The sequence below is a fragment of the Caldiplasma sukawensis genome (genome assembly GCF_052315375.1).
Classification (GTDB): domain Archaea; phylum Thermoplasmatota; class Thermoplasmata; order Thermoplasmatales; family Thermoplasmataceae; genus Cuniculiplasma.
In genome coordinates, this window is the sequence record NZ_JBLSDG010000002.1 from 106424 (window position 1) to 121979 (window position 15556).

Annotated in this window: 15 protein-coding genes; 10 read left to right on the forward strand and 5 right to left on the reverse strand. The window is 38.5% G+C overall.

Going from position 1 to position 15556, the window contains the following annotated elements; genetic code table 11:
• Position 1: 1 nt before the first annotated feature.
• The 4 genes from ACNF4Z_RS01820 to serS all read left to right on the forward strand — a co-directional run bounded on the left by ACNF4Z_RS01820 (position 2) and on the right by serS (position 4562).
• The gene (locus ACNF4Z_RS01820; RefSeq protein ID WP_458327532.1) at positions 2-1231 is read left to right on the forward strand and encodes an adenosylhomocysteinase; all 1230 of its coding nucleotides are present in this window, start codon (positions 2-4) and stop codon (positions 1229-1231) included.
• Positions 1231-2448 carry a 2,3-bisphosphoglycerate-independent phosphoglycerate mutase gene (gene apgM, locus ACNF4Z_RS01825; protein ID WP_458327533.1) on the forward strand — a complete coding sequence of 406 codons (1218 nt, stop codon included), beginning with the start codon at positions 1231-1233 and terminating at the stop codon, positions 2446-2448. Before ACNF4Z_RS01820 ends, apgM begins: the two co-directional genes overlap by 1 nt.
• Positions 2449-2549: 101 nt before the next feature.
• Entirely contained in the window at positions 2550-3206 is a 657-nt protein-coding gene (locus ACNF4Z_RS01830; RefSeq protein WP_458327534.1) for a hypothetical protein, read from the forward strand.
• A 39-nt stretch (positions 3207-3245) separates the two neighbouring features.
• A complete protein-coding gene (gene serS, locus ACNF4Z_RS01835; RefSeq protein ID WP_458327535.1) occupies positions 3246-4562 on the forward strand; it encodes a serine--tRNA ligase in 1317 nt (438 codons plus the stop codon).
• A gap of 3 nt (positions 4563-4565) precedes the next feature.
• Here the strand turns inward: serS and ACNF4Z_RS01840 are convergent, their stop codons facing one another.
• From ACNF4Z_RS01840 to ACNF4Z_RS01855, 4 genes are all read right to left on the reverse strand, one after another.
• A complete protein-coding gene (locus ACNF4Z_RS01840; protein ID WP_458327536.1) occupies positions 4566-6020 on the reverse strand; it encodes an NAD(P)-dependent oxidoreductase in 1455 nt (484 codons plus the stop codon).
• A gap of 48 nt (positions 6021-6068) precedes the next feature.
• Complete coding sequence (locus tag ACNF4Z_RS01845) at positions 6069-6488, reverse strand: DUF1634 domain-containing protein (RefSeq protein WP_458327537.1); 420 nt, start codon at positions 6486-6488, stop codon at positions 6069-6071.
• Positions 6463-7443: a sulfite exporter TauE/SafE family protein gene (locus ACNF4Z_RS01850; protein WP_458327538.1), complete on the reverse strand. Its 981-nt coding sequence runs from the start codon at positions 7441-7443 to the stop codon at positions 6463-6465. Before ACNF4Z_RS01850 ends, ACNF4Z_RS01845 begins: the two co-directional genes overlap by 26 nt.
• A gap of 96 nt (positions 7444-7539) precedes the next feature.
• On the reverse strand, positions 7540-7986 hold the full coding sequence (locus tag ACNF4Z_RS01855) for an HPP family protein (RefSeq protein WP_458327539.1): 447 nt from the start codon (positions 7984-7986) through the stop codon (positions 7540-7542).
• Between the two features lie 75 nt (positions 7987-8061).
• On the opposite strand from ACNF4Z_RS01855, the gene ACNF4Z_RS01860 reads away from it, so the two are divergent.
• Genes ACNF4Z_RS01860 through ACNF4Z_RS01885 form a run of 6 tightly spaced genes read left to right on the forward strand, consistent with a single transcriptional unit; the run spans position 8062 to position 14187 of the window.
• The gene (locus ACNF4Z_RS01860; RefSeq protein ID WP_458327540.1) at positions 8062-10116 is read left to right on the forward strand and encodes a DEAD/DEAH box helicase; all 2055 of its coding nucleotides are present in this window, start codon (positions 8062-8064) and stop codon (positions 10114-10116) included.
• Entirely contained in the window at positions 10113-11057 is a 945-nt protein-coding gene (locus ACNF4Z_RS01865) for a class I SAM-dependent methyltransferase (protein WP_458327541.1), read from the forward strand. The genes ACNF4Z_RS01860 and ACNF4Z_RS01865 overlap by 4 nt, the downstream gene beginning before the upstream one ends.
• Positions 11057-11833 (forward strand): polyprenyl diphosphate synthase, encoded by a 777-nt coding sequence (gene uppS / locus ACNF4Z_RS01870; RefSeq protein ID WP_458327542.1) that lies wholly within the window; start codon positions 11057-11059, stop codon positions 11831-11833. The genes ACNF4Z_RS01865 and uppS overlap by 1 nt, the downstream gene beginning before the upstream one ends.
• On the forward strand, positions 11830-13113 hold the full coding sequence (locus ACNF4Z_RS01875; protein ID WP_458327543.1) for a TiaS agmantine-binding domain-containing protein: 1284 nt from the start codon (positions 11830-11832) through the stop codon (positions 13111-13113). The genes uppS and ACNF4Z_RS01875 overlap by 4 nt, the downstream gene beginning before the upstream one ends.
• A complete protein-coding gene (locus tag ACNF4Z_RS01880) occupies positions 13110-13571 on the forward strand; it encodes an AAA family ATPase (protein WP_458327544.1) in 462 nt (153 codons plus the stop codon). The genes ACNF4Z_RS01875 and ACNF4Z_RS01880 overlap by 4 nt, the downstream gene beginning before the upstream one ends.
• The gene (locus ACNF4Z_RS01885; protein ID WP_458327545.1) at positions 13561-14187 is read left to right on the forward strand and encodes a CDP-alcohol phosphatidyltransferase family protein; all 627 of its coding nucleotides are present in this window, start codon (positions 13561-13563) and stop codon (positions 14185-14187) included. Before ACNF4Z_RS01880 ends, ACNF4Z_RS01885 begins: the two co-directional genes overlap by 11 nt.
• Here ACNF4Z_RS01885 and glmM read toward each other — a convergent pair.
• Complete coding sequence (gene glmM, locus ACNF4Z_RS01890) at positions 14174-15508, reverse strand: phosphoglucosamine mutase (protein ID WP_458327546.1); 1335 nt, start codon at positions 15506-15508, stop codon at positions 14174-14176. The genes ACNF4Z_RS01885 and glmM overlap by 14 nt on opposite strands.
• Positions 15509-15556: the final 48 nt, after the last annotated feature.

The window sequence follows — 15556 nt, forward strand, 5'->3', positions numbered from 1 at the left end:
TTTGGAAAATAAGGGATTTTTAAGACTTGAATGGGCAAAAATGAATATGCCTGTGAGTGGAAAAATAAGAGAGAGATTTCTCAGGGAACAACCTTTCAAAGGTTTAAGGATATCCATGGCGTTACACGTTGAGGCTAAAACAGGAATATTTGCACTTTTGCTAAAAGAGGGGGGTGCGGATATAAGGCTGGCTTCGTGCAATCCACTTAGCACTGATGACAGCGTGTCAGAATCACTCAATAAAGACCATGGTTTAAAAACGTTTGCGAAAAAAGGAGAGACTGAGAAGGAATACTATGAGAATCTGAACAGGGTTCTTGACATAAAACCCAACATTATTATCGATGATGGTGGAGATCTTGTAAAAATAGTTCACACTGAAAGAAGAGACCTTCTGGACAATATAATTGGAGGAAATGAAGAGACCACAACTGGTGTTAACAGACTAAGGGTTATGGAAAGAGAAAAAGCCCTTGAATTTCCAATGTTTGATGTGAATGATGCAAGCATGAAGCATCTTTTTGATAACAGGTATGGTACTGGACAGAGTGTACTGGACGGCATCATGGCCGCAACAAACATATTGATAGCAGGAAAGACTGTGACTGTTGGAGGATACGGATATTGTGGAAAGGGCGTTGCATTAAGAATGAAAGGAATGGGGGCAAGAACCATTGTAACAGAAATAGATCCGGTAAAGGCAAATGAAGCCCTTATGGAAGGACACTCTGTTATGAAAATGTCAGAGGCTCTTAAAATTTCAGACATGGTTGTGACAGTTACAGGCGTAAAGGGAATTGTAAAATATGAGGATATTTTAAATGCAAAGGATGGGATAATACTTTCAAATGCAGGACATTTTGATAACGAAATAGATGTAAAGGGTCTAGAAAATAACTGTTTAGAAAAAAAGCAGATTCGAGATATGGTAAAGATGTACAAACTTAAAAATGGAAAAACGGTCCATGTAATAAGTGATGGGAGACTTGTGAATCTAGCTTCTGGACAAGGCCATCCAGTGGAAATTATGGATATGAGTTTCTCAATCCAGGCACTTACAGCAGAGTATCTTGTTAAAAACCATAAGGAATTGGAAAACAAAGTGTACAGCGTTCCTGAGGATGTTGATAGAGAAGTTGCCAGCTTGAGGCTAAAATCTTTAGGAATTGAGATCGACAGTGAGACGGAGGAGCAGAAACTGTATAAAAATTCCTGGAAGGAGGGTACATAATGAATAAAAAGACAATAGTGTTGATTGTAATGGATGGCTTAGGAGACAGGCCATCACCAAATCTTGGAAACAGAACTCCCCTGGAATTTTCCTACCACCCAAATTTAAACAGAATGGCCAGAAATTCCATCAGTGGTCTTTGTTATCCCGTATCTCAGGGTCTTGTATGTGGTTCAGATACATCCCATATGTCCTTACTGGGATATGACCCATCCAGATACTATACAGGGAGAGGCCCATTTGAAGCTTTGGGACTTGGAATGGATGTTAATCCTGGGGACATTGCTTTCAGGGCAAATTATGGTACTAGAAGAGATGGAAAAATTGTGGACAGGAGAGCGGGAAGAATTGAAGAGAATACCCAGGCTTTAAGTGAGGCGTTAAGTGTTGAAATTGATGGTGTCACATTTAAGGTTAAATCAGGTGTGGAGCACAGGGCAGCTCTTGTCATGCATGGAGAGAACCTCTCAGATGCAGTCTCTGATACAGATCCTCACCATGAAAATGGTGATGCTTTATTTTCTAAACCTTTAAAACCAGAGGCAGAAGAAACCTCAAGAATACTTAACGAATTTATAAGAAGATCAAGGGAAATTCTTGATCAGCATCCATTTAACAGAAAGAGATCTGAAGAGGGTAAACTACCCGCAAATGAGATTCTGCTGAGAGGCCCAGGAAAAATGCCGTATATGGAACCATTCAGTGAGAAGTATGGAATGTCATCTGCATTTGTAATTGCAATACCCATGATAAAGGGCCTGGCAAGGTTACTTAAAATGCAGGAGATCAAGGTTAATGGAATTACTGGATCTGTTAATTCTAATTTTAAAAACAAGATAGAGGCAATTGACAGGAACATAGGGGATTACGATTTCATTTTGTGCAACATCAAGGGAACTGATGCTGCCGCACACGACAGGAATCCAGAGATGAAAGCAGAAGTTCTTGAGAAAATAGACATGGCCATGGAGCCATTGGTATCAAGGGGTAATGATGCCCTAATAGTAATCACAGGTGATCATTCCACTTCCTCAGTGTCCGGAGAACATACAGGTGATCCTGTACCCATAATGTTCTTTACTGAAGGTGCAAATAAAATACCATCTGAATCATTTACAGAGAAGTGGATATCCAAAACTGGATTTTCAATAATGAGTGGAAATGTAATGAATTACAGCAGACAATTAACAGACAGACTTGAAAAATATGGAGCATAGGCTCTTGAAGAAAATAAATTTTTAAAATTTTTAAATATTTAATATATTGTCTCAATTTGTATGACAAAAATGTTTAAATAGCATCAATACGTATGCTATTCATGTCTGCTAAAGACAGGAGTCTTAAACTTATTAACACTGAAGACGCAGGAGATAAGAAAAAACTCTTCAGTGATATGAAGAAGGCAGCAGGCATATCTATTATTGGACTCATATTTCTATGGTTTATTCCCGTTGTGGGTCCATTCATGACCGGTTATCTTTCTGGGAGAGCTTCCGGAAACATCAAAAACGCACTGATACTTGCAGCAGGCTTCTCATTTACCATGATTGTTGCATTCCTTATGCTTACAAATATGCAACTTCAAACCACATCATTTCTTGCAGATTACATAAGAAACGGAATTGTAGCGTTTACAAAGGAACCATTTGTCTCATCATCTAACATACTTTTCTACACAGACACATATTATGGGTTTATAATTTCTATGATGGTCATACTTCCAAGCAATCTCACCACTTATTTTTCAAGCTGTTTCCTTGGAGGGGCCAAGAGTCAACTTGACAGGGAGAGTTCAAGAAAGTTTGAAAACAAGGTGGATCTCAACAGTGTCATTAATAATAGGGCTGCAGCCCCTAGTAAGAAAGGTACAAGATTACAAAACACAGTTCCTGGTGTTCAGACAATAGGGATATACTCTGGAGGACAGATATACAAGGAAGGCAATGATGAAGATATAGACGAACTGACTGATTGAGTGAGAGTATTAATAAATAGTTAGGTATACGGATTTTCAATGATAGATATAAAGGACCTGAGAGAAAACCCAGAACTGTTCAGGGAAACAATGAAGAAAAGATTTATGAACCCTGAACTGGTAGATCAATTCCTTGAACTGGATTCAGAGTGGAGAAATAAAACTTCAAAGGTAAACGGATTGAGATCCGAGAGAAATAAGGTTAGTGCCATAATTGGAAAGGCAGATTTAGATGAGAATGAAACTGAAGAACTGAAATCAAAGGTTAGGGAGATAAACGAAGAGATTAAGATTATTCAGAACGAACTCAGGGAAATAGAGGATAAGAGAAATAAAATAGTATCAAACATTCCAAATTTGCTTTATGAAGATGTGCCAATTGCAAAGGGTGATGAGAACAATCTTTTTGTGTCTTTTTCCGGTGAGGCCAGGGTTAGAAAAGAAGATTTGGAAAATTTTCTTAAATTGACAAATAACAAGGGAAAATACAGGATTGTGGAGAAAACTTACAGCCATAGCGACATAATAGAAAAACACGACCTTGTTGATATGGAAAGGGCCGCAAAAATAGCAGGAGCAAGATTTTATATAACCAAGAACAGACTCCTAAAGCTTGAACTGGCATTGATCAATTATGCTGTGGATTTTCTCTCTGAAAGAGGTTTCTCTGTTGTGGAACCCCCACCAATGATAACTGGAGAGTATGTATGGAAGGCCACAGATGAGGGGACTTTTCAGGATGCCATTTACAGAATTGATGGTGAGGATCTGTACTTGATTTCAACCTCTGAGCACCCCATTGCAGCCATGCTATCAGATGAATACATAGAGGAAAAAGAATTGCCAATAAGGGTTGGTGGTTTTTCACCCTGCTTCAGAAAGGAGGCGGGTTCCCATGGAAAGGATACAAAAGGGATTTTCAGGGTACATTATTTCAAAAAGGTGGAACAATTCATTTTCTGCAGGCAGGAGGATTCATGGGATTTTCTTGAGGAGTTGAGGGAAAACACTGAAAAATTATTCTCAAGCCTTGGATTTGCTTACAGGGTTGTAAATGTGTGTTCAGGTGAACTGGGCTCACTGGCTGCAAAAAAATATGACATTGAGGTCTGGATGCCTAATCAGGGAACGTTCAGGGAACTTGCCTCCATCTCCAACGATACTGATTATCAGGCTAGATCACTGAACATAAAATACAATGGCCCAGATGGACGAAAATTTGTACACACACTTAATGGTACAGCTATTCCAACATCAAGGACACTTGCAGCAATAATTGAAAACTTTTACGAAAACGATGAAATAAAGATACCTAAGGTTCTTGTACCCTATACTGGTTTTGACACAATAAAATAATTTTTAAATTATTCTGTCTGCATAAGCTTCCCTTATTGCAGTAGTAGAAAAATCCTTGTATCTGTCCAGTCTTGGAAGATATTCCTCTGTAACCTGATCTCCAAGATTCAGGTAGTTCACTATCCCAAGAGTTGCAATGTCTCCATCTCTTACAGCTGAAATCAGATCCCTTGTTGAATTTGTGGAATCACCACCTGAAAAAACTCCTGGTATGCTCGTCATTCCATGCTCATCAACAATTATCTGTCCATGTGGATTTAACCGCAGCATTCTCATATACTTCTCCCCAAGGAATGAATAATCAGTTTCCTGCCCTGTAGCTTCTATAACAAAATCAACGTCCAAATGTAGAGTTTTCTCCTTTTGCGGTATTGGTTTTGCCCTTCCACCTCCATCGTCCACCATCTTGTTCTGCCAGTATTTCAATCTAACTATTCTGTTACCCTCCTTCTCGTACTCAAATGGAGTAATTTCCCACATGTATTTCACTGATTCGTCAAGGGACTCTCTCATTTCCTCGTCAGCATTCATTGATGGATATCCTGGTCTGTCAATCTCCCTTCTCCTGTAAAGTATTCTTATATCTTCCGCTCCAAGCCGGAGTGAAGACCTTGCAGCATCATTTGCCGTAAAACCGCCCCCTATGATTGCCACTCTCTTTCCAACCGGAATTTTTTCTCCGAGAGCCACTCTCCTAAGAAATTCAGTGGCATGCATGAAATTCTCAGCATCACTTCCGGGTGTTCCTGTTGTCCTCGGTTTGTGGTTACCCACCCCAAGAAAAACTGCATCATAATTTTTCATTATATCTTCGAACTGTATATCTCTGCCAACTTTTGTGTTCAGGTATATCTTTACCCCCATACTTTGTATGAAACCTATCTCTTTATCTATGACATCATCCGGGAGTCTGTATCTTGGTATGCCAACCCTCATGAATCCCCCAGTAACAGGAAGTGCCTCATATATTGTGACACGTACACCCTGGACTGCAAGATAATATGCCACTGTTACACCTGCAGGTCCTGCTCCAATTACAGCCACCTTTTTGCCAATGAATCTCCTCTTTTTTACATTTATGACGTCATGATAATCATCAAACTTATCTGCTGCATATCTCTTAAGATGCCGTATTGCCAGTGGGCCTCCTGTATCATACATAACGCAGATATCCTCGCAATTATGTGTACATACTCTCCCAATGATTGCAGGCAATGGTAAGGTTTCAAAAATGATTCTGACTGTCTGACCGGGATCCCCCGTTGCAGTACTGTTTATGTAGGCACCGATATCAAGACTTGCAGGGCATGCCTTTGAACACATGTTACATCCAAGGCATCTTGACGCCTCTATTGTGGCCTCTTCATCGGTATATCCCTTTACAGGTTCGACTCCGAAAGTTGACTTCCTGATTTCCGGATCTTCTTCCCTTATGGGAACCCTCTCATACTTCTGCATCTATTACCATCTCTCAATTTATAATTGATAATTAATGTTTTTGTAGTTTCACTTCAGTGCAATTGGACTCAGGAATATGGCAACGAATAGATTGAAGAGAACAATGAATGTGAGAAGAATGTATAAATGGTTTTTTACATAAAGATATTCAACAAGTGATGCAAAGAGAACAGTCACCGGAGTGAATATAAGAACCCAAAGACCGAATGATATAAATCCTATTCCATCCAGATGTATAATACCTGAAAACATCTGTGATGGATTGAACGATGATGAGTTGAATGAACTCACATTCCTGTAATTTGAAATATCCTGAATTGAGACTCCATCTCCACCAGAGTGAGCAAAAAGAAGCCCTACCCCAACCACAATAAATATAAGACTCAGCAGAACTGCGTATTTTAGAATTTCACTGACTATGCCCACTAGTTTATCCTGCATTTTATCCTGTTGTTCCAGATTTCTCACCCCCCATTCTGAGGAACAGGAAAAGAAGTGCTATGAGCACCACAGCTACCCCTATTGATATGTAAAATCCAGTTGCAAGGCTTATTGCAGGGTTAAGTAAATTTGCACCTTTGAAAAGCATGTCCACTCCAAGGAAAGAAAGAATGGCAAAGAACACCCATCTTATATTTTTGTTACTCACCCTCAGAAGTATTGCAGAACCTATCCTGGATCCTGCAAGCACTCCAATTGCTGTTGCTGCAGCCAGGAAGAAATTAATATATCCCTCATACCAGTAAATACTGCTACCAGTTGCAGCCGTAATACCTATCATGAAGTTGCTTGTGGTTGTTGTTACCTTCATTGGTAGATTCATGGCCCAGTCCATTCCAAGAACTTTCAAGGCTCCACTGCCTATTCCGAGAAGTCCAGAAAGGAGACCTGCGAAGAACATGATTATTTCACCAAGCCACCATCTCACACCTGTATAGCTGACATCCTGCTTTGAATGATCGTCATGGTATCTGCTTGATAACTGAAAAAACCTGCTTGTGAAGTCAGGTTTTCTCTCAGGTGGATACTCATATCTTCCCCTTGTTGCAGTGGGAAATATTGATATCAGTATAACAAGGCCAAACAGCGTGAAAAGGATCCATTGAAGATGAGCCTTTATTACGAAATCGAATGTTAGTGCCCCAACTATTGCCCCCAGTGTTGTAGCCACTTCAAGACCTACTCCAATCTTTATGTTTGCAATCCTTTTTTTGGTGTATGTGCTTGCAGAACCTGCTGATGTTGCTATGGTAGAAATAAGACTTGCCCCTGTTGCAAATTCAATTGGAACACTATAGAAAAGAGTTAAAACAGGAACGAGAACAGAGCCACCCCCAAGGCCTGTAAGTGATCCTATAATTCCAGCTATCAACCCTCCGGCCACAATTAAAATGAATGCCAGAAGGGCATTATTATCAAACATGGGAGGGAATTAAATTATAAATAAAGAGATTTACGGAAAAAATTTTTATACCTATAATTTTTACTATTTAATCTCTTCTAACATTTATAAACATATCTAATCAATGGCCCTCTTTTCATTGATGTAATCGCATATGTATTTCCATACAATAATGAGTAGTGCGATTGAAATTGATGAAATGACAAATTTTTCAGGGGAATGTGAGATATAAGAAAATATTGTCAGTGCAATAGCTGGCGGATGGTTAAATTCTGTGAATGTGATAAAAAATGATATGAGCAGAACATTGAAGGTAAGAGAGAGATAGCCAAGACCAAGGGTAATATGGAACAATTCTGTAGAAAGTACAACAATTACATATGAAATTATGATTGAGGATGCTTTCGAATAACTTTCCTTATTTTTAAAGATTGATAGATAAGCTGTCACAGCAAAAGGAGGTGAAAGCAAAAGTGAATAACTGAATCTGTAATTCAGGTAAACAATAATTAACAATATTATTGCAAATTCAGTGTATTTTAGAAGCTTTACAGATCTGTCCACCTTACATTATTGCAGTATGGATTTATTTATTCCGTTAAAATCATATTATATAAAGAGAGGATATGGAATAAGCAAATGGAAAGTGGAAACAGATTAATGAACCTGCTGAAGGACAGGTATTTAAATTCTAGAGAAGTGAGGCTATATGAGCACCAAGAGATATCAATAGATGCCCTGGAGGATGGGAAAAATATTCTGGTATCAGTTCCCACAGCGTCAGGTAAATCTCTCATAGCATATTATGGAATTCTTAAAACACTGGAAAGGGGATACAGGGCAGTTTACTGTTGCCCACTTAAATCTCTTTCCCGTGAAAAATATGAAGAACTATTGAAATTATGTGGAGATCGTTACAAAGTTTCAATAAGTACAGGGGATCTTTCTGTCAGGGATGAACATCTTAGGAATTCTCAGGTCATTGTAATGACAAATGAAAAGGCAGATTCCATTATTCACAATGACCCAGATTTTTTTATAAATGTTGGCATAGTTGTGTTTGATGAAATTCATAGCCTTGGCGATCCTCTAAGAGGCCCCATCATTGAAATGCTTGTTTCTGCAATCAGGACAGTAAACCCTGAAATTCAGATAGTTGGACTTTCAGCCACCATAAAGAACCATAAGGAAATAGGAGAATGGCTCAATGCTTTTGTGGTAAAAACAGATTTCAGACCAGTTCCACTGGAAAAATTCACTATACATAAGGGATGGATTTTGGATGAAAATGAGGAAAGGGTTCAAAAGGCAGGGTCTGACATTTATGAGGTTGTTAAAAAAACGGTTCAGGATGGTGGTCAGGTACTGCTCTTTCTCAATACAAGGAAGAGGGCAGAGAAATTTGCACTGGAGCTCATTGTTTCAATGAGAGAAATAATAGGTAGCAAGTTTCAAAATTTTTCAATAGATCAGACTGACAGATATCATGAAATACTCAATGAAATTCTACCCTACAGGGTTTCTTTTCATCATGCAGGTCTCTCATCCACTGTGAAAAACATGATAGAGGATGAATTTAAGAGTGGAAATATTAAGGTTCTCACAGCAACCCCCACTCTGGCAGCCGGAGTTAATCTGCCTGCACGTGCAGTTGTAATAAGGGATCTGACAAGGTTTTCTCAGGGATATACAACGTATATATCAAATATGGAGATTGAACAGATGCTTGGAAGGGCTGGGCGGCCTAAATATGATAAAAAAGGTTACGCATACATATACTGTCCAACAGAGTCTTCACTTGAGCGGGTGAGAGAATTCTATAAAAATGGAGTTGAACCAATAGATTCAAACTTTGGAAATGAGAGGAAAGTTAGATTCAACACACTGGCACTAATAGCCAATGGCCTTTGCACTGATCCGGATTCTCTAAGAAGATTTTTTTCTTCCTCCCTGTATGCAAAACAGAAGGGTACAGATATAATAATTGATATTATGGAAAAATCCATTGAAAATCTTAGGAATGAGGGATTTGTTGAAGAGAAAAATGGCAGATTAATGCCAACAGAACTGGGAAGATTGACAGCCTCACTTTACATAGATCCGGAGACTGCAAACATAATAATAGAAGAGTTTGAGAATAATTACAATCTTGAAGACTTCCTGTACTGTGTATGCAAAACCCCAGATGTTGATCGATTATATTTTAACAATAAAGATTATGAGATAATTGATGATTTCATAAGCAAACTCCGTGAGGAACCGGAAACAGAGGAGGAATATATGAGCGCAAAGACAGCTGCCCTTATATACGACTGGATCAATGAAGTCCCCATTGGTGAAATATGTGAGAAATACAATGTTGGCCCTGGTGACATAGAAGGTAAAAAATCAACTGTGGAATGGGTTGTTGGAAGTGCATCAAGGCTATCAACCAGGTATAAAAGGGAGCTCTATGAAACTTTAAGCAGGTTAACAATAAGGGTTTCAGAAGGCGTAAAGGACGAGGTTATCTCACTTCTCACTGTGGAGGGAATTGGAAGGGTGAGGGCAAGAAGACTATATGAGAGCGGATATACAGACCTTAAAAAGCTTTCAGAGGCAACAATTGATGAAATATCATCAATATATGGATTTTCAAGAACGCTTGCTGGAAAAGTCATAGAAGATGCAAAAAAGAAGGTGAAGATCCTTTGAATAAAATTTCATTTGTGAAGGTTAAAAAGTCTGATGCTGAAAATACAATTTTAAATTTGAAGAAAGATGGAAAAATGGCAAAAGGAATACGCATAATTAAGGACGATGATTATGTGTACATTCCCATTGATGGCAACGTTGAAAATTTTGAAATTGTTGAGATGAATGAATATGAGGAAAGGGAACCGCCAATAACAAGAAGAGCCGGAGGATATGACATCATAGGTGAGATTGGCATAATACATTCCAGGAATGGAGGAAGGATACCTTCAATACTTGATTTTATTATAAGAAACAACAGACAGGTGAGAACGGTTTACCTTGACAGAGGTATAAGGGGTGATTTTAGAATAAGAGACCTGGAGTTGTTGAGTGGACCTGATAATCCTGAGACTTTGTACAGGGAGAATGGCATAAGGCTGATGGTAAATGTTAAAAAAGCTTATTTTTCACCTAGGCTTGCCATGGAGAGGTATATAGTCTCAAATACTGTTAAAGATGGTGAGAGAATATTCGATATGTTTTCAGGAATAGGGCCATTTACGGTAAACATAGGAAAAAAATGCGATGTCAGTATTATAGCAAATGATCTTAATCCAGATGCCCATTTCCTGCTGAAACATAACGTCATTATGAATAAAATAGATGAAAAAGTAGAAACTTTCAATGAGGATTCGTACAATCTAATAAGGAGAGGGGGGAAGTTTGATAGAATAATTCTGAACAATCCAATGACAGGATACAGTAATCTCGATCTTATTGCCTCACATCTTGAAAGCGGAGGTTTTGTCAATGTTTACTACCTGGCAAGTCTAAGTGAACTCACTGAAAGAATGAACGAGTGGAGAAACAGAAACTTTAATCTGGTATCAAAGAGGATTGTTCACGGTTATGCACCCTCTGTTTACATGTTCTCACTATGTTATAGGAATGATAATTGATGCTTGGAAGAAAAATTGGAGAGATAACTGGCGAAATTTACGAAAAAACTCTTCTGGAACAGATAAAGGCCAATGGAAATGTTCCATATCATATTGGCATTATAACAGATGGAAACAGAAGATTTGCACGGGAAATAGGAAAGGATCCAAATTATGGGCATGAAAGGGGAAAAGAAAAGCTTGAAGAAGTGCTTGAGTGGTGCATGGAAATAGGTACAAGGATTGTAACCGTATATGTATTTTCCACTGAAAATTTCAAAAGAAACAAGGACGAGGTTGATTTTCTATTTCATCTTATAAATGATTCACTGAGAAATATTGTAACAGACCCAAGAGTCATAAAGAATAAGATAAGAGTGAGAGTAATTGGAAATACTGAAAGTTTACCCAAGTATCTTCAGGATACAATAAAATATGTTGAAGAAAAAACTGGGGGTTACCAAGACTTTAAGCTAAACCTTGCAGTTGGGTATGGTGGTAGGGAAGAGATAATAGATGCCATCAAGAAGATAGCCCAGGATTACAGAAATGGCAATATTAAGATTGAAGACATAAATGAGGAGAATTTCAAGAAATACCTTTATGACGGATCTATTCCCGACCCTGATCTTATATTGAGAACTTCTGGGGAGGAGAGGATATCCAATTTTCTTTTATGGCAATCTGCATACTCAGAACTTTATTTTTCAGATGTTTATTGGCCGGATTTCAGGAAGATTGACTTTCTAAGGGCTGTGAGAACTTATCAGAACAGGCAAAGGAGATTTGGTAAATGATAAATCTCGCATTTGATGATACAGACAGTAGAACTGCCGGATGTACCACACATATCGCATTTGATATGATAAGCAGTAGAATGATTGTACCATCTAATTACCCCTCACTGGTTAGATTGAATCCAAACATACCCTATAAAACAAGAGGGAACGGAGCCATATGCATTACAATGGATGATGCGGAAGAAAACAAGACAATAGGTTACAGTGGAGGAAAAAAGATTGTTACAGGAAGTTTCAAAACTGAACCTGAAACACTTTTAAATATGGCTGTTGAAGAAATCGAAAAATTCTACATAAGAGATGATGAAAATACAAACCCTGGAATTGTTGTTTCGGATCATTTTTTTCATGCATCATTGTACCACAGGGGTCTTGAGGAGACCCTTTCCATAGAACAGGTGGAGAAATATCTCAGTAAAGAGAAGGCATTATACTATAAATTCAAAAATGGAAGAGGCCTGATTGGAGCTTCCTGTGCCTTATCCTGGGATAAAAAAAGAGTGACCTATGAAATACTGACTTACAGATATCCGAAACCGGAACATATTGATGTTGAATTGAAAAGGATCATAGGGAGAATTGCGGAATCATATGATTCCACATTCAACAATGTGGATGGCGAGGATGGAAAGGTTGCGCTTTTCCCTGTTGAAAGAACCCCAGTGATATTTGGAATTAGAGGCACAAATCCAGAGGATTTGCTGCAGATTGTGGATGAAATAAAAATGATTAATGAAAAGGTTGTAAGAGATGCAGTTATATTTGCATCCAATCAGGGTACTGATGATCACATACAGATGGATCCAGACAGCCTCATTGATGGAAAATCCTATTCGTTTGAGGGAATAGTTACCAGAAAACCCATAAGATGGAGAGGTGGTCATGTTCATTTTTCAATGAAATGGAAACATGGGGAGGTTGGTATCGTCTGCTTTGAACCATCAAAGAGTTTCAGGAATTATGTGGAAAGACTTCTTCCAGGAGATCAGATAAGGGTTTATGGTTCCTATGATAATGGAAATATAAAACTTGAAAAAATAAATATCATAGAGCAGGCCACAGTTTACAAAAGAGAGCCCCCAAAATGCAGGATTTGTGGAAAAAAATGCGAAAACAGAGGCGGTGCTATTTACAGATGCAGTTCTTGCAGGAAAGAAATGCTACCTGATTATAATTTAGTAAGAAGAGATGATATAAGGGGAAAATTTGAACCGCCGGTATATGCAAGAAGACATCTTTCAATGCCGTGGAAACTTGAAGGACGGTTTTCCCAATGATACTCACATCCATAACAGGTGTTCCAGGTACAGGCAAAACCACACTTTCTGAAAGACTTAGACAAAATGGATTAAAAATTGAAGATGGAACAAAACTTGCAGAGGATCTTGGATGCAAATCAGGGGAATATGTTAACATTGACTGTATGCTTGAAAGACTCCATAATAAACATATTGAGATTGTGGAGGGGCATTTTTCACATCTTTTAAGGCCATTCTCATCCATAATCCTATACTGCACTGAGGATGAACTTGTGAGAAGGCTTAATTCAAGAAAATATCCATCTGAAAAAATCAGGGAAAATGTTGATGCAATGATTGGGGGCATTATGGAATATGAATGTAGAGATATAATCCCATCTTCACGAATCCTTATTATAGACACAACAAATGGAGTTGACGTAGATTTGGCAATGGATTTCATATCAAGGATGAGGAGGAAGATGAATGGGTCTTGATTCAAAGAGGAGCCAGTTTAACCCCGTGTTGGAAAAAGTGGGGAGATACTTTCTTGCATTCAGTCCATCAACACTCACGGTGATCTCATTCATAATGGCAGCAGTATCAGGGGTATTGATTGCAATTTCAGGAAGGTATGTTCCTTCATACTTCCTAATATTTTCCTTTATTTCACTCTTTATATCATCACTGCTGGATGCACTTGATGGATATGTGGCAAGAAAGAAGAATGTTGCATCAAAAATGGGTGACATGCTTGATCATACCTTCGACAGATATTCGGATATTTTTCTCATCACAGGATTCTCATTCTCAATTTTTTCCAATATTTACATAGGAATGCTCAGTTTGGGTGCAGTTTTTATGACAAGTTACATGGGTACCCAGGCTCAGGCACTTGGGCTAAAAAGAAACTATGGTGGAATCCTGGGAAGGGCTGACAGACTTGTCATAATGATGATTGTGATCCTCATTGAAATAATATATCCTTTCTCATTCCATTATTATATAAGATTGGATCCGTTCAATTTAATGCTCTTGTTTTTCCTCATTGCGGGATATATAACATCTGCCACACGATTCCGTGATTCAATGAGAGGACTCAGGAATGAGTAATCTCAGGTAAAACCTTTTTCATCAATTCCTCTGCCCTTTCCATTGAAGTGGAATGGGTGAAAACCCTAACAATTGGTTCCGTTCCTGATGGTCTGATTAGGATCCAGTCATGACCTTTTCTTGCCTTTATTCCATCTATTTCAAGAAATTCATAGTCTCCAAGCAATTCCTTGACCTTTTCTCTGATTGGTTCGAAATCCCCTGAGAATTCAACAGCTCTTCTTACCATATTATACTGGGGGAGATCCCTTATGAGTTGGCTCAGTTTTTTACCAGACCTGGAAATTATGCTTATAATTATGCCAACAGTCATCAGGCCATCTCTGCAGTATTGATGATCCCCGAATATTATACCACCATTCTCTTCTCCTCCAAGCCTGGCTTTTTTTTCAATCATGGTTCTTGAGACTATGGGTGCACCTATTCTCGTTCTTATGATCTCAACACCCATTTCTTTTCCTATATCATCTATTGCGTCAGATGAACTGATTGGTGTCACTACCCTGTCACCGGGCCTTGCAAAATGTTTCACAAATAGTGCAAGGGTCTTATCTCCATCAATGAAATTTCCATTTTCATCTGAAAATATGGCCCTGTCGGCATCACCGTCATGTGCCACTCCAATATCAAAGGTGCCAGTTTTCATCAGCTGAATGAATTCCCTTAGATTTTCAGGTTTTGGCTCTGATTGTCTTGATGTGAAAAGGCCGTCCGGGTTGCAATTCAAAGTGGTCATGTTTATTCCCATTCTCCCAAGTGCTTCAGGGGTCGTATAATAAGCAGCTCCGTTACCTGCATCTACCAGAACCTTCATCCTGATATTATCTTTTATGTCCTGTTTTATTTTATCCAAAACCCCGTTTATGTATAACTCTGGAGCGGAATTATCCCATATCCTTGTACCTATTCTTTCCCAACCTGCAACCTTAAAATTTTTTCTAAAATATATCTCCTCTATTTTCTCTTCCTTATCCCTTGAAAGTTCAGTTCCATCCTTGTCTATGCATTTTATACCGTTGAATTGTGGAGGATTGTGGGATGCTGTTATTGCAACTCCAGGGATGCCGTGTATTTTACAATAATATTGAATTGCAGGGGTTGGGATTTCACCTATATATATTACATTGGCACCTGTTGACATTATACCAGAGACAACGCTGTCCAGAATCATGCTTTTTGATCTTCTGTTATCAGATCCCACTGCAATTTTACCCTGAAAGTAAGTTCCAATGGCTTTTCCAATGGATGAACAGAATTCAGTAGTTAGAAATTCATTTGGAATCCCCCTGATCCCATTTGTTCCAAAAAGTCTCTCGGTCATACATGACCATTGTTTTTCAATAGATAAAGTTTCAAAATATAATTAATG